Source organism: Pseudomonas helmanticensis (assembly GCF_900182985.1).
Taxonomy (GTDB): Bacteria; Pseudomonadota; Gammaproteobacteria; order Pseudomonadales; family Pseudomonadaceae; genus Aquipseudomonas; species Aquipseudomonas helmanticensis.
Genome location: NZ_FXUY01000001.1, coordinates 3,076,675 through 3,094,497, shown reverse-complemented (window position 1 = coordinate 3,094,497; position 17,823 = coordinate 3,076,675). Strand labels below are relative to the sequence as shown.

Here is a 17,823-nt window from a genome sequence, read left to right as displayed (position 1 = left end):
CCTAGTGCGCAGCCTGGTGTTCGAAAAAGGCGCGCGCCTCCTGCAGATAATCCTCACGTCTGTCGGGATCCAGCCATGCGGCGTAGAGCTGATTCAAGTGTTCATGGGGCAGGGTGCGCAGCAACTGGTTGATCTCGCTGATGGCCTGACGTCCCTGTGTGGTGTCGGAACATCCCACGTAGCCTGACAAATATCTGCCGTTGCCCTGAATCGGATAGAACTCCAGTTCATCTTCATTGATCTGCGCCTGTTTCGCCTGATAGCGAATCTCAGGCCAATAACCCAACACCACCTGCAGTCGACCCAGTCGTTGCATCGACAACAGGTTGGTCAACGCATCGTTGCCGTAATGCGCGGTCAGCGCACCGCTCGGCGCCTCATGCAAAAGCGTGTCGATGAATTCACCATAGCTGCGTTCCGCCACCACACCGATTTTGCGTTCGGTAGCGCCCAGCAGCGCCGACAGATCCACTTCACCGTCGACCAGATACGGTGCGAGTACCGCGCGATCTTGCTGGCGCACCACCAGACCGTTGCTCACCGCGCGAATCGCCGGAATCGAATAAGCCACCCATTGCGCACGTTCTTTGTTCCACAGCAGTGCGGGGTCACAGGCGAAGGGATTTTCGTGAAGCATTTGCAAACCGCGTGCGCGGTTGACCCGCATCAGCTTGTGTTCGTATTGCGGCATGCCGGCGATCAACTGCGGCATCAATTGGTCGATCACGCCCTGGCCCTTTTTCGGGCCTTCGAAAATCGTCAGCGGCGGCAAGTCGCGCAGCAACCAGATAAGCGTCGGTTTCGCTTGCGCGCCGGTCGACAGGGCCAGCAGAAACAACAGGCCGAACAGCCGCCACGTCCACCAGTGGTGGGCGCGGTTGGCGTGCGATGTCTGCCGGCGCTTCAGCTTAAATGGCTCCGTCTTCGCGCAGCCGGGCGATCTGCTTCTCGTCGTAGCCAAGATCGTGAAGTACCTGCGCATTATGTTCACCCAGCTGCGGTCCGACCCATTCGGAGGAGCCGGGTGTCTCAGAGAGTTTCGGCACGATACCGGGCATCTTGAAGGGTTTGCCATCCGGCAGCTTGGCCTGCAGGAACATTTCCCGGGCCAGGTACTGCGGATCGCTGAACATGTCCTCGGCACTGAAAATCCGGCTGGCCGGCACTTCGGCCTGATTGAGCAGGTCGAGTACGGTTTGCAGCGGTAGTGAATTGACCCAGCGATCGATCACGCCGTACAACTCGTCGCGGCGACTGTCGCGGCCATCGTTGCTGGCCAGCGCCGGATCGCTGGCCAAGTCTTCGCGGCCGATGATCAGCATGAAACGCTTGAAGATCGCATCGCCATTGGCGCCGATCTGCACGTGCTTGCCGTCGGCGCTGGTGTGAATCGAAGAAGGCGTGATGCCGGGCATGATATTGCCAGTGCGCTCGCGGATGAAACCGAACACATCGAACTCCGGCACCATGCTTTCCATCATCGCGAAGATCGCTTCATACAAGGCAACATCGACCACTTGGCCGAGTCCACCGTTGACCTCGCGATGACGCAACGCCATCAGCGCACCGATCACGCCCCACAGCGCGGCAATCGAATCACCGATGGAAATCCCGGTGCGCACCGGCGGACGGTCTTCGAAACCGGTGATGTAGCGTAAACCGCCCATGGACTCGCCCACCGCGCCGAAGCCCGGTTGATCTTTCATCGGCCCGGTCTGACCGAAGCCGGACAGACGCACCATCACCAGTTTCGGGTTCAGCGCGTGCAGGGTTTCCCAACCGAGGCCGAGCTTTTCCAGCACGCCGGGGCGGAAATTCTCGATGAGGATGTCGGCGTCACTGAGCAGTTTTTTCAGGATCGCCAAGCCATCAGGATGCTTGAGATTCAGCGTCAGCGACTTCTTGTTGCGCGCCTGGACGAACCACCACAGGGATGTGCCTTCGTACAGTTTGCGCCACTTGCGCAATGGATCACCGCCGTCCGGCGATTCGATCTTGATCACTTCAGCGCCAAACTCGCCGCAAATGCGCGAGGCAAACGGCCCGGCGATCAATGTACCCAATTCAATGACTTTCACGCCGCTGAGCGGCTTGTTGGCGAACGGCATACTGAATCCTGTAGGACAAGGCTGTGCGGATACAGCGTTTTAACATAGCCGGCTGTCAGACGCCGCAGGTTGATCGCCATCAATTCGATGATTGCCTACCGCATCGGTTAGACTTGCCGACTTTCCTCGTATCAAGAAGCCCGTTCATGGCCCAGCCGTCCACTACCTACAAATTTGAACTGAACCTCACCGACCTCGACCGCAGTGTCTACGAGAGCGTCAAGCAGACCATCGCCCGTCACCCTTCGGAAACCGAAGAACGCATGACCGTGCGGCTGCTGGCCTACGCCCTCTGGTACAACGAGCAGTTGTCGTTCGGTCGCGGTCTGTCAGACGTGGATGAACCTGCGCTGTGGGAAAAGAGCCTGGATGACCGTGTTCTGCACTGGATCGAAGTCGGCCAGCCAGACGCCGATCGCCTGACCTGGTGCTCGCGTCGCACCGAGCGCACCAGCCTGCTGGCCTACGGCAGCCTGCGCGTCTGGGAAACCAAAGTGATCCCGGCGATCAAGAACCTGAAAAACGTCAACATCGCCGCCGTCCCGCAGGAAGTGCTGGAGACGCTGGCCAAGGACATGCCTCGCGTTATCAAGTGGGACGTGATGATCAGCGAAGGGACGATCTTCGTCACCGACGACCGTGGTCAGCACGAAGTCCAGTTGCAATGGCTGCAAGGTGAACGCGGCTGATCCCGCGTCTTCAACTGAATAATCCCACGTATTAAAGAGAAGTCTCCGTCACCCCATGCGCATCGAACCTCGTCAACTGCCTGCCACGCTGCCCTTTCTGGGTGATATTCCGCCGCTGCTGACCCGCCTGTATGCGGCGCGGGGCGTGCAGTCCGAGGCAGAACTGGACAAGAGCCTGGCGCGGTTGATCCCGTTTCAGCAGCTCAAGGGCATCGACGCGGCGGTGGACTTGCTGGTGACGGCGCTGGAGCAACGCCAGCGCATCCTCATCGTCGGCGACTTCGATGCGGACGGCGCCACGGCGAGCTCGGTTGGCATGCTCGGTTTGCGTTTGCTCGGTGCGGCGCATGTCGATTATCTGGTGCCGAATCGTTTTGAATACGGCTACGGCCTGACCCCGGAAATCGTCGAAGTCGCTCTCACCCGTGAACCGCATTTGCTGGTGACCGTCGACAACGGCATCTCCAGCGTCGAGGGCGTGGCGGCGGCGAAGAATGCCGGGCTCAAGGTTCTGATCACCGACCACCACTTGCCCGGCGATGAACTGCCGCAGGCCGATGCGCTGGTCAACCCGAACCAGCCCGGTTGCGAATTCCCGAGCAAGGCGCTGGCCGGCGTCGGAGTGATTTTCTATGTATTGATGGCGTTGCGTGCGCGTTTGCGCAGCCTCGGCTGGTACGAGAACAAGCCGCAGCCGAACATCGGTGAACTGCTTGATCTGGTCGCGCTGGGCAGCGTCGCCGACGTGGTGCCGCTGGACGCCAACAACCGGATTCTGGTGCATCAAGGTCTCGAACGAATTCGCGCCGGTCGCGCACGGCCAGGGATCAAAGCGATTCTTGAAGTGGCCAAGCGTGACGCCAGCCGCATCACTTCGACGGATCTCGGTTTTATCGTCGGCCCGCGCCTGAACGCTGCCGGACGTCTGGATGACATGAGCCTGGGCATCGAATGCCTGCTCACCGCCGACGCCAACAAGGCCCGGGAAATGGCCGCGCAACTGGACGGCATGAACCAGGATCGCAAATCCATCGAGCAGGGCATGCAGCGTGAAGCGCTGGCGCAGCTCAAGGACTTGCCGGTGGAGTCGATGCCGTTTGGTCTGTGCCTGTTCGATCCGGAATGGCACCAAGGTGTGATCGGTATTCTCGCTTCACGCATGAAAGAGCGTTATTTCCGCCCGACCATCGCCTTCGCCGATGCCGGTGATGGCCTGCTCAAAGGCTCGGGGCGTTCGGTGCAGGGCTTCCATATTCGTGATGCGCTGAGCGTCGTGGCGGCGCAGCATCCGACCCTGATCGCCAAGTACGGTGGCCACGCGATGGCTGCTGGTCTGACCTTGCCGCAGGAGAATTTTCCGCTGTTCGCCGAGGCATTCGACGCGGAAGTGCGTAGGCAACTTCGCGAGGAAGACCTGACCGGGCGCATGCTGTCGGACGGCACGCTGGCGGTGGAAGAGTTCCACCTCGAACTGGCCCGCGCCCTGCGCCATGCCGGGCCTTGGGGGCAACACTTTCCTGAACCGCTGTTTCACGGTGTGTTTCAGTTGGTTGAGCAGCGCGTTGTTGGCGAGCGGCATCTGAAAGTGGTGCTGAAGAGCGAGTGTGGCTCGGTGAAGCTGGATGGCATCGCGTTTGGGATTGACCGGGATATCTGGCCGAATCCGACGATCAAGTGGGTTGAACTGGCCTATAAGCTCGACGTTAACGAGTTTCGGGGTAATGAGACTGTTCAGTTGATGATTGCCCATATCGAACCACGCTGAAGATCAAAAGATCGCTGCCTGCGGCAGCTCCTACAGGAAACCGCATTCCAATGTAGGAGCTGCCGCAGGCTGCGATCTTTTCTTGAATTTCCCCCGATCCCCCGTTGTCGACTAGGCTCTAAGCACTGCTTGATTGGCCTTGTGACGTCTTGTCGAATTTTTTGCCCGCGGGGGCGGGTGCTGCACCTTTTTCCTGTCACTCGTCGACTATTCAAACAGAACCCTGGAGCCTGCCCACTGATTTGAGAGGTGCCCCATGAGTCTGCTGCTTGAACCCTTCACCCTACGCCAACTGACCCTCCCGAACCGCATCGCCGTCTCGCCGATGTGCCAGTACTCCAGCGTCGACGGCCTGGCCAACGACTGGCATCTGGTGCACCTCGGCAGCCGTGCGGTGGGTGGTGCCGGTCTGGTCTTCACCGAAGCCACGGCGGTCACTGCCGACGGGCGGATCACCGCCGAAGACCTTGGCCTGTGGAACGACGAACAGATCGAACCGCTGCAACGCATCACGCGCTTCATTACCTCCCAAGGCGCGGTCGCCGGCATTCAACTGGCCCACGCCGGGCGCAAGGCCAGCACCCATCGGCCATGGCTCGGCAAGCATGGCAGCGTCAAACCCGATGATGGCGGCTGGACCCCGGTCGGGCCGTCGCCGATTGCCTTTGACCCACAACACACGCAACCGAAACAGCTGGATGAAGGGCAGATTGCCGACGTCATCCAGGCCTTTGTCGATGCCGCCAAACGCGCGCTGACGGCCGGTTTCAGTGTGGTTGAGGTGCACGCGGCGCATGGTTATCTGCTGCATCAGTTTCTTTCGCCTCTGAGCAATCAGCGCCGCGATCAGTACGGTGGTTCGTTTGAAAATCGTATTCGTCTGGTGCTGCAAGTGACGGAAGCGGTGCGGGCGGTTTGGCCGGAGGAGTTGCCGTTATTTGTTCGCGTGTCCGCCACCGACTGGGTGGAGGACGGCTGGAACCCTGATGAAACCGTGGAGCTGGCGCGACGCCTGCACACGCTTGGCGCGGATCTGATCGACGTGTCGTCTGGCGGGACGGCGGCCAACGCCGAAATTCCCGTCGGGCCGGGTTATCAAACGCGCTTCGCCGAACGCGTACGCAAAGAGTCAGGCATCGCCACCGGCACCGTGGGAATGATTACCGAGCCGGCGCAGGCCGAGCACATTCTGCGCACCTGTCAGGCCGACATCATCTTCCTCGCCCGCGAGCTGCTGCGTGATCCGTACTGGCCGTTGCATGCCGATGATGATCTGGGTGGACGCAAAGCGGTGTGGCCGGCGCAGTATCAGCGTGCGACGCATCGGGATCAGCCGATTCATGAGTCTGATTTGCGCGATTGATTGACGCTCCGTCACCAGCCAATAAAAAACCCGCCATTGAACCGGCGGGTTTTTTTCTGATTTCCTTGCGCTAATCCGCTGACATGCCACCTGTAGGAGCTGCCGAAGGCTGCGATCTTTTGATTTTGCTTGTTAAAAACAAGATCAAAAGATCGCAGCCTTCGGCAGCTCCTACAGGGGATGAGGCCCGTGTAGGCGCTACATCATCAAGGATATTTACGCTTATCCGGCGCCGGCGGGAAGTACTGGTACAACCAGGTCTCGCTCAACGTGCGGTCATTGGTGCGAATAAACAACCGCAGCTCCACCGGCTCAACGCTGTCACTGGTCGGGTACCAGTCGAACAGAATCCGGTAACCCTTGATGTCATCCAGCACCAGCACGCTGAAATCCTGCACCTTGCCGTTCGAGCACGTCACCACCGGCTCGATGCCGGTGCCCTGCGGCAGTCGATCCAGACCACCACCGGTAAAGTCCACGGCAAAACGACGCGCCCATACCGGCGGGTAATGCTCGCCTGGTGCCCAGCCTTCGACGAAACCGCCCATGCCGGAACGAGTCGCCTGCACTCGTGCCAACGGCGTGCTCACTGGCGGCAGTGCGCTCCAGTAGAGTTTGTAGCCATAGTTCAGCGAATCCCCGGCAGCCACCGGTTTCTTCGGTGTCCAGAACGCAACGATGTTGTCGAGCGTCTCGCCGGTCGTAGGAATCTCCAACAGATCGATCGAGCCCTCGCCCCACGCGGTGGTCGGTTCGACCCACAGACTCGGGCGCTTGCTGTACCAGTCGACGGTGTCCTGATAGTTGGCGAATTCGTGATCGGTTTGCACCAGACCGAAACCCTTCGGATCGGTGTCGGCAAACGCGTTGAACTGCAGGGTCGCCGGGTTGTTCAACGGTCGGCAGATCCACTCGCCGTTACCGCGCCACATGGCCAGGCGATCCGAGTCGTGGATTTGCGGGTGAATGGTGTCGCACATGCGGCGTTCGTGATTGCCGCAGCTGAACATGCTGGTCATCGGCGAGATGCCCAGTTGCTCGATGGCGGTGCGTGCATTGATGTGCGCGTCGATCTCCATCACCACGCGCTCGGCCTGGCAATCGATGTCGAAGCGGTAAGCGCCGGTCGCACTCGGCGAATCGAGCAGGGCGTAGACCACAAAGCGTGTAGCGTTCTTGTCCGGGGTCTCGAACCAGAATTTGGTGAAGTCAGGGAATTCTTCGCGTTTCTTGGCGTAAGTGTCGATCGCCAGGCCACGCGCGGAGAGGCCATATTGGCCAGTCGCATCCACTGCACGGAAATAACTGGCGCCGAGGAACGACACCACGTCGTGGCGATCGAGTTCCGGCGCCTTGAACAGCTTGAAGCCGGCAAAACCCAGATCGCCTTTCAACTGTTGAGTGTCGACCGAAGTGTTTTCATAGTTGAACAGCGCCGGACGGAAATGCACCTCTCGCGCGGTACGAGTCTTCGGGTCGACGCTGTACATGCGCACCGGCTGGCGGAAACCCATGCCGACGTGGAAGAACTGCACGTCCAGTTGGCCCTTGTTTTCCTTCCATAACGAATGCTCGCCGTCATAGCGGATCGCGTTGAAGTTTTGCGGGGTCATGGTCGCCAGCGTCGGCGGCAGCACCTGTTTAGTGTCCTGATAGGCACTGCCAGCGAGCTGCTTGGCTTGGCGCTTCAGGGCCTCGAAATCGAAGGCCTGCGCCTCGCCATCGGCGGCGCCACCATTGGCAGCCCAAGCACGCGTGGCCAACAGGCCGGTAGCCGAAAGACCGGTGTAAGCCGCAATGGCCATGGACGCTTTGAGCAAATTCCTGCGGTGCATAAATACAACCTGTCGTGTGCAATCCCGCGCCGTTCCTGGCACGTGCTGGATCAGAAATAACGGTTCGGACAAGCCTTCGGCCAAACGCAACGGACTATAAACAGATGCCCGCTAGCTTAAACGGTTCGCTCGAATTGCAAAATTCGTTGATTCACTGCCCGAGGGTGTCAATGAAACAAGACATGTCGGTTAAAAATCTGACAGGAACTTCTGATTTACACGGCATATCTGCTTTTCTCGACTAATTACTCTAAAAACCGCTTTTCAGCGCCGAATTAATTTCTATTCTATGGGCATGACCGGCGCGATCCATTTGGCCGGCAGGGCACACGGCGCTGCTGTAAGGGGCAGGGCGATGTGATGGTTAAGCAGTTCTTTGACGTATTCGAGAAGGACATCGTCCATGGCAAAAATACAAGGCATCACCGACATGCTGGGCATCTTTCCCTGCCTGGGCAGCGGCCGCAAAAGACGTCGACTCAGTTCTGACGAACTGAAACTGGTGGAGCGTTATCGAGAGCTTTCGGAAAGTGACCGGATTGCGATGCGGTATCTGGTGGATGCGATGCGGAGTGTTTCGCGGTTTTAACGCTGGGGTGGGCACCGTGAAAGCCATTTGGCTTTTACGGTGGACAGGTCAATCAAATTGCCTGCGTCGGCATCGTCGATGCCGACGTGAATGGCTTTCTGCAGCTCGGCACTGTCGTTTAGTTTCAGGTAAGAGATCGCAAAGCTTTCATCACAGGGAATGACTTCCTCAATCTGAGAAAATTTGAGAACAGTTCTACTCATCTGAATTCAACTCGCTAGAGATGGACACGCTAAACCTATGGCGAGGGAGTTTGCTCCCTCGCCATAGGTTTTTTGTTTATGAGCTTTAGCTGCAAGTGGCCAGAACCGGATACGGCCGTTGGCCGTGCATCAACTCCGGCACATCCCGCCATTTGACCCACGCCTTCTGTTGCCAGTGCAGCAGCGACACGGTGACGCCTGCCCAATGCATTGAGCTCAGGCTCGGGTGGTTTTCCACAGGACTTGATTGGGTTTCGCGCAGCATAGGGATGACTTCATGGCTCAGCCATTGGCGCAGGTGCCGGTTTTCCGGGACGAAGTGATGGACGAGCAGGGCGAACAGGCCAGACTCGCTGACCATCGCGCAATCGATGATTTCGCCGTCCTTGCGCAGGAAGACATTGCGACGCTGGTCGGGATCGAGTTTCAGGGTGAGGCGTTCGTTCAGTGGGTAACCCATCAAGCGACCGAGATCTTGCACGCAGAACCAGGCTTCGTGGTCTTGCATGAAGGCATGGAGGAAGCGGTTGTGGCGGGTGAAGATGATGGGGGTGAAGAAAGCAGAGCTTTCAGAAGGAATTTGTACGTCGTTAGGCATTTGTCGACTCCAATATCGAGAATAGAGCCGCCACTCAAATGAGCGCGGTTGCGCCATGTTGATTTTGTTCCGGCTTCGACACCGGGCCGCTGATTTCGCCGCCGAGAGAAAGCCTATCGGCTAGCCATCCAAGACGCCAAGTCGGCTCTGTCGATACCTGCTGTAGGAAAGCGGGCTTGTCTCTGAAGGCGGTATCTGTAGGAAATGCCTGATTTTGCAGTGTCAGCAGCAACCGACCGCCCAAGCCGTAGTTTTTCCTTTATCTATTCGGATCCACAGAATGAACTGCATGAGTGCCATCAGGGCTAAGAGGTCGAGGCCTGCAATCCGGTAAAAATAATCCTGCGATAAGCGGCGGTTGCAGATATCTCGATCAAGTAATACGTTGTTCCATTGAGTAATACTTTAGGGGTATGACATGTCGACGACCATGACCAGCAAGGGGCAAGTCACAATCCCCAAGCCAATTCGTGATGCTTTGCATCTTACGCCGGGCTCGGCCATTGAGTTCAGCGTCAACGATCATGGCGAAGTGGTTCTGCATAGTGCAAAGCGCGAATCGGGAAAAGCGCGAGCTCCTGATCGATTTGATGCCGTAAGGGGCAAAGCCGATATCAAATGGCGAACCGATGATTTAATGGCCTTGCTCCGAGGGGATGATTGATGGTGCTGGTCGATACGAATGTGTTGATTGATGTGCTCGAAGACGATCCGGTCTGGGCCGATTGGTCGATTCAGCAACTTCGTGCTCAATCACTGATCCATGAGTTAGCCATCAACCCGATAGTTTATGCAGAGCTATCACAGACATTTTCGACGTTTGAGGCATTGGACGGAGTAGTGAGTCAACTGGGATTGGTCATGCAGGACATTCCTAGACCCGCACTGTTTTTAGCTGGTAAGGCCTTCGTGAAGTATCGGAAGGTTGGCGGTGGAAAGCATAATGTTCTGGCGGATTTTTTCATCGGAGCACATGCGGCCGTAAAAAAATTACCCTTGTTGACGAGAGACTCCAAGCGTTACCGCAATTATTTCCCTTCAGTCGAATTGATAACGCCGTCCTGAGCTTATGGATTGCGACACGACGTACGGTCTCGCAAATCGCCCCGGTAACAATGAACCTACCGGGGCGATTCAGCTCTTAGCGACTCACCTTCCAAGCATCCCCAGCCGGCGCCTTGCCATGGTCATACGGCTTGCCAATCCACATATAAACCAAGCCCAAGCCAATCACGATCGCCGTGCTCAACACCATCGCATAGTTCACATACCACGCCGCATCGGGCGTGCGTGGCCAGGCCATGTTGATGATTGCGCCAACGCCGTACACCAGCGCGCCGATGTTCACCGGCCAGCCCCATGCGCCGAGGGTGAATTTGCCGCTCGGTTTCCAGCCTTTGCTGCGGGCGTACAGCGCGGCCAGGACGATCATCTGGAACGCGAGGTAGATGCCGATGGCGGCGAAGCTGACGATGGTGGCCACGGCGTCTTGCAGGAAGAAGCCGAGGGCGATGATCAGGGCCGGCAGGACGCCGGACACGAACAGTGCGGCAACCGGTACTTGGGTTGTAGGAGAAATCTTTTTCAGCAGTCGGCTGCCGATGACCATTTCGTCGCGAGCGTAGGAGTACAGCAGACGACTCGCTGCTGCTTGGAGGCTGATGACGCAGGAGATGAAGGAAATCATCACCACGCCCATCACTACTTTCGAACCGACCGGGCCGAAGGCGTTGTTGAGGATGGTGGTGACCGGGTCTTTGTCGGTGCCGTTGATCACCGCTTGCATGTCCGGCACGGCGAGGATCAGCGCCAGGCAGGCGAACATCGCAGCGATGCCGCCGATGTAGATGGTCATGCGCATGGCCACCGGGATTTTCGCGCTCGGGTTCGGGGTTTCTTCGGCGACGTCGCCGCAGGCCTCGAAGCCGTAGTAGAGGAACATCCCCGCCAACGATGCGGTGAGGAACGCCGGCAGGTACGAGCCGTCGACGCTGATGTCGAAGGTGTTGAACAGCACGCTGAGCGGTTGATGGCGTTCAAACACCAGCAGATAAACGCCAACGATCACCGCGCCAACCAGTTCGCAGAGAAAGCCGAACATGGCGATGCGCGCCAGCACTTTGGTGCCGCTGAGGTTGACCAGTGTGGCGAACAGGGTCAGCACCAGGGCGATGACGATGTTGGTGTTGTTGCTTGGCTCGAAACCGAGCATGGCGGCCAGGTACGGGCCAGCGCCGACCGCAACCGCAGCGATGGTCACGCAGAGGGCGATGGAGTAGATCCAGCCGACCATCCACGCCCATTTCTTACCGACCAATCGGCGTGCCCAAGGGTAAACACCGCCGGAAATGGGAAATTGCGAAACCACTTCGCCGAAGATCAGGCACACCAGCAACTGGCCGCAACCGACCAGCAAATACGCCCAGAACATCGGTGGGCCGCCAGCGGCGAGGCACAGGCCGAAGAGGGTATAAACCCCTACGACCGGTGACAGATAGGTGAAGCCCAAAGCGAAGTTTTCCCACAGGCTCATGCTGCGGTTGAAGTTCGAGGTGTAGCCCAGTTTGCGCAGTTGTTCGGCATCGCTGTCGGCAACGGCTGCGGCGAGATCGGGTGAGGAACTCATGTGTGTTTGCTCCGTGAAATCGGCAGATTTCGGATGGCCGAGGCCGTGGCGGGGCTTTGTGAGCGCCGCCCGGTTCGGTAGTTGTTGTTTTGGTTTCGGTGAAGCCTGGTGGTGAATCGCCGACATCATCCGTGTGTCGCGGAAAAGATCGCAGCCTGCGGCAGCTCCTACAGGGGAGCGGCGTCCATCATGTAGGAGCTGCCGCAGGCTGCGATCTTTTCGCCGTTAATGCTTGAACATCACATGCCGAACCGTGGTGTAGTCCTCCAGCCCATACATGGACATGTCCTTCCCGTAACCGGACAATTTCTGACCGCCATGGGGCATTTCGCTGACGAGCATGAAGTGCGTGTTCACCCACGTGCAGCCGTACTGCAAACGCGCCGACATGCGATGCGCGCGTCCTACATCCGCTGTCCACACGGAGGAGGCGAGGCCGTAGTCCGAATCGTTGGCCCATTCCAGTGCTTGTGCTTCATCAGTGAATTTGGTCACCGAAACCACCGGCCCAAATACTTCGCGGCGGACGATTTCGTCGTCCTGCTGGGCATCTGCCAACACGGTCGGCTCAAAGAAGAAGCCGTTGCCTTCAACAGCCTTGCCGCCAGTGATCAAACGAATGTGCGGCTGCGCCACGGCGCGTTCGACAAACCCGGCCACGCGGTCGCGGTGTTGCGCAGTAATCAACGGCCCCAGTTCAGTCGACGGATCATCCTGCAAGCCGTACTTGATGCTGCTGACCGCTGCGCCGAGCTTCTCGACGAACTTGTCGTAGATGCCTTTCTGCGCATAAATCCGGCACGCGGCAGTGCAATCCTGCCCGGCGTTGTAGAAGCCGAAGGTACGAATGCCCTCAACCGCCGCATCGATATCGGCGTCGTCGAAGATGATCACCGGCGCCTTGCCGCCGAGTTCCATGTGCATGCGTTTAACGCTGTCGGCGGTGCTGGAAATGATGTTGGCGCCCGTAGCGATGGAGCCGGTCAGCGAAACCATGCGCACTTTCGGGTGCGTCACCAACGGACTGCCTACGGTAGGACCGCGACCAAACACCAGATTGAGTACACCGGCCGGGAAGATTTCCGACGCCAGTTCGGCCAGACGCAACGCGGTCAGCGGGGTTTGTTCCGACGGCTTGAGCACCACGGTATTACCGGCAGCCAGCGCCGGGGCGATTTTCCAGGCGACCATCATCAGCGGGTAGTTCCACGGCGCGATGGAGGCGATCACGCCAACCGGATCGCGGCGGATCATCGAGGTGTGGCCGGGCAGGTATTCGCCACCGGCCGAACCGCTCATGCATCGGCTGGCGCCGGCGAAGAAACGGAACACGTCGGCAATCGCCGGGATCTCGTCGTTGAGCGCGGCGCTGTAGGGTTTGCCGCAGTTGTCGGATTCGAGCTTGGCCAGTTCTTCGCCGTGGGCTTCGATGGCGTCGGCGAGTTTGAGCAGCAGCAGCGAGCGGTCTTTCGGCGCGGTTTGCGACCAGTCGGCGAAGGCGTTGTCGGCGGCGCGCACGGCGGCGTCGACCTGGGCTTCGCTGGCTTCGTTGATTTCTACCAGGACTTCGCCAAGTGAAGGGTTGAGCACCGGTTGTGCCGGGCCTTCGCCGTTGACCAGTTGGCCGTTGATCAAGAGTTTGGTTTGCATGGGTTTGTCCTCACTAACACTTTATTGTTCTGCCGAAACCGAACCCCTGTAGGAGCTGCCGAAGGCTGCGATCTTTTGATGTTGCTGTTAAAGATCAAGATCAAAAGATCGCAGCCTTCGGCAGCTCCTACACGGGGTTGGGTTTGTGGTTATTCGGTTATTTACCGCCGCTGCCGGCGACGCTTTCGCCGCCGCGTGTCAGGTAATACGCGCCGAGGATCGGCAACATGGTCACCATCATCACCAGCATCGCGACGACGTTGGTCACCGGCACATCCCGTGGCCGGCTCAGTTGGTTGAGCAGCCACAACGGCAACGTGCGCTCATGCCCGGCGGTGAACGTGGTGACGATGATTTCGTCGAACGACAGCGCAAACGCCAACATGCCGCCCGCCAGCAACGCCGAGCCGAGGTTCGGCAGGATGATGTAGCGAAAGGTCTGCCAGCCATCGGCGCCGAGGTCCATCGAGGCCTCGATCAAACTGTGCGAAGTACGGCGCAGGCGGGCGATGACGTTGTTGTAGACGATCACCACGCAGAAGGTCGCGTGGCCGACGATGATGGTGAACATCCCCGGCTCGATGCCCAGCGTCTTGAACGTCGCCAGCAGGGCGATCCCGGTAATGATCCCCGGCAGCGCAATCGGCAAGATCAGCATCAGCGAGATGCCCTGTTTGCCGAAGAAGTCGCGCCGGTACAAAGCGGCCGAGGCGAGCGTGCCGAGCACCATCGCAATCAACGTGGCTATGGACGCGATTTGCAGCGACAACTTGATCGCCTCCAGTACATCCGGCCGCGAAAACGCCACGCTGAACCAGTGCAGCGTGAAGCCCTTCGGCGGAAAGCTGAACGCGGCTTCTTCGGTGTTGAAGGCGTACAGGAAGATGATCAGGATCGGAAAGTGCAGAAACACCAACCCGCCCCAGGCTGCGATTTTTAAGCCTAATGATGCTTTCTCAGAGCGCATCGAAAGCCCCCAGTCGTTTGACGATGGACAGGTAAACCGCGATCAACACAATCGGCACCAGGGTGAACGCTGCCGCCATCGGCATGTTGCCGATCGCACCTTGCTGCGCGTAGACCATGCTGCCGACGAAGTAGCCCGGCGGACCGACCAGTTGCGGCACGATGAAGTCGCCCAAGGTCAGCGAAAACGTGAAGATCGAACCGGCGGCAATGCCCGGAATCGACAGCGGCAAAATCACCTGCATAAAGGTCTGACGCGGCTTGGCGCCAAGGTCAGCGGAGGCCTGTAGCAGCGACGGCGGCAAACGTTCCAGCGACGCCTGAATCGGCAGGATCATGAACGGCAGCCAGATATAAACGAACACCATGAATCGCCCCAGATGCGAGGTCGACAAGGTGCTGCCACCGACGCCGGGAATTCCCAGAATGAACTGCAACACTGGCTCCAATCCAAGGTGCTGCACGAACCACTGCGCCACGCCGCCCTTGGCCAGCAGCAACGTCCACGCATACGCCTTGACGATGTAACTGGCCCACATCGGCATCATCACCGCGATGTAGAAAAACGCCTTGGTTTTGCCTGTGGTGTAACGCGCCATGTAGTAGGCAATCGGGAACGCGACGATGGCGCTGGCGATCGACACAACGATGGCCATGCTCAGCGTGCGCAGGATGATGTCGAAGTTCGATGGCTGAAACAGTGCGGCGAAATTGGCCAGGGTCAGGTCAGGGGTGACCGCCATGGTGAAGTCGTCGAAGGTGTAGAAACCTTGCCACAGCAGCACCAGCAACGAGCCGAGATAAATCGCACCAAACCACAGCAGCGGCGGCACCAACAGCATCGAAAGATATAGATTCGGCTTGCGGTAGAGCAGGTTGGAAAACCTGCGCAACGGCGGCGATGCAGTCATCGCGAGCGTGCTCATGTCACACCCCGCTCGCCACGGTGTCGTGCAGCGGAATCATCGCTTCCCGCGCCCAGCGTGCGCTCAGGCGCTGGCCGGTCTGGTGTTGTGCGCTGCTGTCGATCCACTGATTGTTGGCGTGGCTGATGCTCAGGGTCTGGCCGTTTTCCAGCTTCAATTCATAGCGCGTGGCGCTGCCCTGATACTGGATGTCGTGGAGCAGGCCGCTGACTTCGATTTCGTGACTGGCGAGCGGGCCTTCGGCGAAGCGCACGTGTTCCGGGCGAATCGAAAACGGCTGCGGATGGCCACTGATTTCACGGGCCAGATCGCCGCGAATCACGTTCGAGGTGCCGACGAATTCAGCCACGAATGTAGTGGTCGGTTTCATGTACAGATTGCGCGGCGTGTCGACCTGTTCGATGCGACCCTTGTTGAACACGGCGACGCGATCGGACATCGACAGCGCTTCGGTTTGATCGTGGGTGACGAAGATGAAAGTGATGCCGAGCTGGCGTTGCAGCTTCTTCAATTCGCTCTGCATTTGCTCGCGCAGTTTCAGATCGAGCGCGCCCAAAGGCTCATCGAGCAACAGCACGCGCGGACGATTGACCAAGGCGCGGGCGAGGGCGACACGCTGGCGCTGACCACCGGACAACTGCACTGGTTTGCGCGCGCCGTAACCGCCGAGGGCGACCATGTCCAAGGCTTCTTCTGCGCGTTTGTGCCGTTCGGTTTTGCCGACGCCTTTGACCTTCAAACCGTAGGCGACATTGTCGAGCACGCTCATGTGCGGGAACAGCGCGTAATCCTGAAACACCGTGTTGACGTCGCGTTGATACGGCGGCAAACCGGCCGCTTCAGCGCCGTGAATGCGGATCGAGCCGGCGCTCGGTTGTTCGAACCCGGCGATCAGGCGCAGGCAGGTGGTTTTGCCCGAGCCGGAAGGGCCGAGCATGGAAAAGAACTCGCCGTCCTGGATATCGATGGAAACCCGGTCAACGGCCTTCACTTCGCCGAACTGCCGGGAAACGTTGGTGAACTGGACTGCAAGCGTCATGGTGCGGTGCTCCGGTAAAGCGGGCTTTCAAAAAAAGTCGTGTGTGCGTCGAAAAGATCGCAGCCTGCGGCGGCTCCTACAGTAGGTGTGCAGGGCGCTGAGATTGCTTTTAGCTCCCTCTCCCTCCGGGAGAGGGCGGGGGGTGAGGGGGGCGGTTTCGGCCATTGCTCTGAGATCAAGAGCAAAGGCAAAAGCTACCCCCTCACCCCAGCCCTCTCCCCCAAGGGGGAGAGGGGGAAAGGGAGCTTGACCGAGTTATGATCGGAATTAGCGGCCGCCCATGATCGCTATGTAATCCTGAGTCCAGCGGCTATACGGCACAAACTTGCCACCTTCAGCCTGCGGGGTTTTCCAGAAGGCGATCTTGTCGAACTGGTCGAAACCGTTGGTTTTGCAGCCTTCAGCACCCAGCAGTTCGCTCTCCTTGCACGCCGCTGGCACCGCCGGCAACGAACCAAACCACGCCGCCACATCGCCCTGGACTTTCGGTTTCAGCGACCAGTCCATCCACTTGTACGCGCAGTTCGGGTGCTTGGCCTCGGCGTGCAACATGGTGGTATCAGCCCAGCCAGTAGCGCCTTCTTTCGGAATGGTCGAAGCGATCGGCTGCTTCTCGTTCATCAAACCGTTGACCTGATACGGCCACGCGCTTGACGCCACCACGCCTTCGTTTTTGAAGTCGCTCATCTGCACCGTGGTGTCATGCCAGTAGCGGTGGATCAACGGCTGCTGCGCGCGCAACAGATCGAGCACGGCTTTGTACTGATCTTCGGTGAGTTGGTACGGGTCCTTGATGCCCAGCTCAGGCTTGGTCGACTTCAGATACAGCGCCGCATCAGCGATATAGATCGGGCCGTCGTAGGCCTGCACGCGGCCTTTGTTCGGCTTGCCGTCGGGCAGATCCTGCGCGGCGAACACCACGTTCCAACTGGTCGGCGCGGTCTTGAACACGTTGGTGTTGTACATCAGCACGTTCGGCCCCCACTGGTACGGGGTGCCGTAAGTCTGTTTGTTGACCACGTACCACGGCGCATCTTTCAGGCGTGGGTCGAGGGTGTTCCAGTTCGGGATCAACGCAGTGTTGATCGGTTGCACACGCTTGCCGACGATCAACCGCAGCGACGCATCGCCCGACGCGGTGACCAGGTCGTATCCGCCTTTCGCCATCAGGCTGACCATTTCGTCAGAGGTAGCGGCGGTCTTCACGTTGACCTTGCAGCCGGTTTCCTGCTCGAAACCGGTCACCCAGTCGTAGGCCTTGTCGCTCTCGCCACGTTCGATGTAACCCGGCCACGCAACGATATCCAACTGACCTTCGCCAGCACCGACAGCCTTCAGCGGCTCGGCAGCTGAAAGGCTTGCGCTGGCCAGCAGGGCCGTGGTGATTGCACTGAGCAGTGCGGTCTTGTGCACGAACATGGTTGAACCCTCTTCTTTAAATTATGGTCGGGGCAGTTGTGAACGCG

17 protein-coding genes are annotated in these 17,823 nt (G+C 59.0%); 6 read left to right on the top strand and 11 right to left on the bottom strand.

Annotation, left to right across the window (positions count from 1 at the left end; genetic code table 11):
* Position 1: 1 nt before the first annotated feature.
* On the bottom strand, positions 2 to 982 hold the full coding sequence (locus tag QOL84_RS13920) for a TIGR02285 family protein (RefSeq protein ID WP_283437567.1): 981 nt from the start codon (positions 980 to 982) through the stop codon (positions 2 to 4).
* Positions 909 to 2,108, bottom strand: coding sequence for a CaiB/BaiF CoA transferase family protein (locus QOL84_RS13915; protein WP_283437566.1), 1,200 nt, complete (start codon positions 2,106 to 2,108; stop codon positions 909 to 911). Before QOL84_RS13915 ends, QOL84_RS13920 begins: the two co-directional genes overlap by 74 nt.
* Before the next feature lie 146 nt (positions 2,109 to 2,254).
* Here QOL84_RS13915 and QOL84_RS13910 point away from each other — a divergent pair, with 146 nt between their 5' ends.
* The 3 genes from QOL84_RS13910 (at position 2,255) to QOL84_RS13900 (ending at position 5,925) form a co-directional block, all read left to right on the top strand.
* Positions 2,255 to 2,797 (top strand): YaeQ family protein, encoded by a 543-nt coding sequence (locus tag QOL84_RS13910; protein ID WP_007908961.1) that lies wholly within the window; start codon positions 2,255 to 2,257, stop codon positions 2,795 to 2,797.
* A gap of 55 nt (positions 2,798 to 2,852) precedes the next feature.
* Entirely contained in the window at positions 2,853 to 4,562 is a 1,710-nt protein-coding gene (gene recJ, locus QOL84_RS13905; RefSeq protein ID WP_283437565.1) for a single-stranded-DNA-specific exonuclease RecJ, read from the top strand.
* A gap of 256 nt (positions 4,563 to 4,818) precedes the next feature.
* A complete protein-coding gene (locus QOL84_RS13900) occupies positions 4,819 to 5,925 on the top strand; it encodes an NADH:flavin oxidoreductase/NADH oxidase (RefSeq protein WP_283437564.1) in 1,107 nt (368 codons plus the stop codon).
* A gap of 206 nt (positions 5,926 to 6,131) precedes the next feature.
* Here the strand turns inward: QOL84_RS13900 and QOL84_RS13895 are convergent, their stop codons facing one another.
* Positions 6,132 to 7,760 carry a glucan biosynthesis protein D gene (locus QOL84_RS13895; RefSeq protein WP_064120576.1) on the bottom strand — a complete coding sequence of 543 codons (1,629 nt, stop codon included), beginning with the start codon at positions 7,758 to 7,760 and terminating at the stop codon, positions 6,132 to 6,134.
* Between the two features lie 403 nt (positions 7,761 to 8,163).
* Between QOL84_RS13895 and QOL84_RS13890 the strand changes: the two genes are divergently transcribed.
* Positions 8,164 to 8,349: a hypothetical protein gene (locus tag QOL84_RS13890; RefSeq protein ID WP_103306409.1), complete on the top strand. Its 186-nt coding sequence runs from the start codon at positions 8,164 to 8,166 to the stop codon at positions 8,347 to 8,349.
* Here QOL84_RS13890 and QOL84_RS13885 read toward each other — a convergent pair.
* Both QOL84_RS13885 and QOL84_RS13880 read right to left on the bottom strand, forming a co-directional pair.
* Positions 8,346 to 8,552 carry a hypothetical protein gene (locus tag QOL84_RS13885; protein WP_283437563.1) on the bottom strand — a complete coding sequence of 69 codons (207 nt, stop codon included), beginning with the start codon at positions 8,550 to 8,552 and terminating at the stop codon, positions 8,346 to 8,348. The genes QOL84_RS13890 and QOL84_RS13885 overlap by 4 nt on opposite strands.
* Positions 8,553 to 8,637: 85 nt before the next feature.
* Positions 8,638 to 9,150, bottom strand: coding sequence for a BRO-N domain-containing protein (locus QOL84_RS13880; RefSeq protein ID WP_283437562.1), 513 nt, complete (start codon positions 9,148 to 9,150; stop codon positions 8,638 to 8,640).
* Between the two features lie 418 nt (positions 9,151 to 9,568).
* On the opposite strand from QOL84_RS13880, the gene QOL84_RS13875 reads away from it, so the two are divergent.
* Together QOL84_RS13875 and QOL84_RS13870 are read left to right on the top strand one after the other, a co-directional pair.
* On the top strand, positions 9,569 to 9,814 hold the full coding sequence (locus QOL84_RS13875) for an AbrB/MazE/SpoVT family DNA-binding domain-containing protein (protein ID WP_082341390.1): 246 nt from the start codon (positions 9,569 to 9,571) through the stop codon (positions 9,812 to 9,814).
* A complete protein-coding gene (locus QOL84_RS13870; protein ID WP_027610984.1) occupies positions 9,814 to 10,215 on the top strand; it encodes a type II toxin-antitoxin system VapC family toxin in 402 nt (133 codons plus the stop codon). Before QOL84_RS13875 ends, QOL84_RS13870 begins: the two co-directional genes overlap by 1 nt.
* A 76-nt stretch (positions 10,216 to 10,291) precedes the next feature.
* Here QOL84_RS13870 and QOL84_RS13865 read toward each other — a convergent pair whose 3' ends face one another.
* The 6 genes from QOL84_RS13865 to ydcS form a co-directional block, all read right to left on the bottom strand.
* Positions 10,292 to 11,776, bottom strand: a complete 1,485-nt coding sequence (locus QOL84_RS13865) for an APC family permease (RefSeq protein WP_077571272.1) — start codon at positions 11,774 to 11,776, stop codon at positions 10,292 to 10,294.
* Between the two features lie 225 nt (positions 11,777 to 12,001).
* Positions 12,002 to 13,426, bottom strand: a complete 1,425-nt coding sequence (locus QOL84_RS13860) for a gamma-aminobutyraldehyde dehydrogenase (protein ID WP_283437561.1) — start codon at positions 13,424 to 13,426, stop codon at positions 12,002 to 12,004.
* A gap of 157 nt (positions 13,427 to 13,583) precedes the next feature.
* On the bottom strand, positions 13,584 to 14,393 hold the full coding sequence (locus tag QOL84_RS13855) for an ABC transporter permease (RefSeq protein WP_283437560.1): 810 nt from the start codon (positions 14,391 to 14,393) through the stop codon (positions 13,584 to 13,586).
* Positions 14,383 to 15,303 (bottom strand): ABC transporter permease, encoded by a 921-nt coding sequence (locus QOL84_RS13850; protein ID WP_007908947.1) that lies wholly within the window; start codon positions 15,301 to 15,303, stop codon positions 14,383 to 14,385. Before QOL84_RS13850 ends, QOL84_RS13855 begins: the two co-directional genes overlap by 11 nt.
* A 16-nt stretch (positions 15,304 to 15,319) precedes the next feature.
* Positions 15,320 to 16,357 (bottom strand): ABC transporter ATP-binding protein, encoded by a 1,038-nt coding sequence (locus QOL84_RS13845; RefSeq protein ID WP_283437559.1) that lies wholly within the window; start codon positions 16,355 to 16,357, stop codon positions 15,320 to 15,322.
* 267 nt (positions 16,358 to 16,624) lie between these two features.
* Entirely contained in the window at positions 16,625 to 17,776 is a 1,152-nt protein-coding gene (gene ydcS / locus QOL84_RS13840) for a putative ABC transporter substrate-binding protein YdcS (protein WP_283437558.1), read from the bottom strand.
* Positions 17,777 to 17,823: the final 47 nt, after the last annotated feature.

What these genes read in the sequence shown, in the direction of transcription:
- QOL84_RS13920 (WP_283437567.1), bottom strand. Translation starts at nt 982, where the DNA reads ATGCGCAGGTACTTCACGATCTTGGCTACGACGAGAAGCAGATCGCCC.
- QOL84_RS13915 (WP_283437566.1), bottom strand. Translation starts at nt 2,108, where the DNA reads ATGCCGTTCGCCAACAAGCCGCTCAGCGGCGTGAAAGTCATTGAATTG.
- QOL84_RS13910 (WP_007908961.1), top strand. Translation starts at nt 2,255, where the DNA reads ATGGCCCAGCCGTCCACTACCTACAAATTTGAACTGAACCTCACCGAC.
- recJ (WP_283437565.1), top strand. Translation starts at nt 2,853, where the DNA reads ATGCGCATCGAACCTCGTCAACTGCCTGCCACGCTGCCCTTTCTGGGT.
- QOL84_RS13900 (WP_283437564.1), top strand. Translation starts at nt 4,819, where the DNA reads ATGAGTCTGCTGCTTGAACCCTTCACCCTACGCCAACTGACCCTCCCG.
- QOL84_RS13895 (WP_064120576.1), bottom strand. Translation starts at nt 7,760, where the DNA reads ATGCACCGCAGGAATTTGCTCAAAGCGTCCATGGCCATTGCGGCTTAC.
- QOL84_RS13890 (WP_103306409.1), top strand. Translation starts at nt 8,164, where the DNA reads ATGGCAAAAATACAAGGCATCACCGACATGCTGGGCATCTTTCCCTGC.
- QOL84_RS13885 (WP_283437563.1), bottom strand. Translation starts at nt 8,552, where the DNA reads ATGAGTAGAACTGTTCTCAAATTTTCTCAGATTGAGGAAGTCATTCCC.
- QOL84_RS13880 (WP_283437562.1), bottom strand. Translation starts at nt 9,150, where the DNA reads ATGCCTAACGACGTACAAATTCCTTCTGAAAGCTCTGCTTTCTTCACC.
- QOL84_RS13875 (WP_082341390.1), top strand. Translation starts at nt 9,569, where the DNA reads ATGTCGACGACCATGACCAGCAAGGGGCAAGTCACAATCCCCAAGCCA.
- QOL84_RS13870 (WP_027610984.1), top strand. Translation starts at nt 9,814, where the DNA reads ATGGTGCTGGTCGATACGAATGTGTTGATTGATGTGCTCGAAGACGAT.
- QOL84_RS13865 (WP_077571272.1), bottom strand. Translation starts at nt 11,776, where the DNA reads ATGAGTTCCTCACCCGATCTCGCCGCAGCCGTTGCCGACAGCGATGCC.
- QOL84_RS13860 (WP_283437561.1), bottom strand. Translation starts at nt 13,426, where the DNA reads ATGCAAACCAAACTCTTGATCAACGGCCAACTGGTCAACGGCGAAGGC.
- QOL84_RS13855 (WP_283437560.1), bottom strand. Translation starts at nt 14,393, where the DNA reads ATGCGCTCTGAGAAAGCATCATTAGGCTTAAAAATCGCAGCCTGGGGC.
- QOL84_RS13850 (WP_007908947.1), bottom strand. Translation starts at nt 15,303, where the DNA reads ATGACTGCATCGCCGCCGTTGCGCAGGTTTTCCAACCTGCTCTACCGC.
- QOL84_RS13845 (WP_283437559.1), bottom strand. Translation starts at nt 16,357, where the DNA reads ATGACGCTTGCAGTCCAGTTCACCAACGTTTCCCGGCAGTTCGGCGAA.
- ydcS (WP_283437558.1), bottom strand. Translation starts at nt 17,776, where the DNA reads ATGTTCGTGCACAAGACCGCACTGCTCAGTGCAATCACCACGGCCCTG.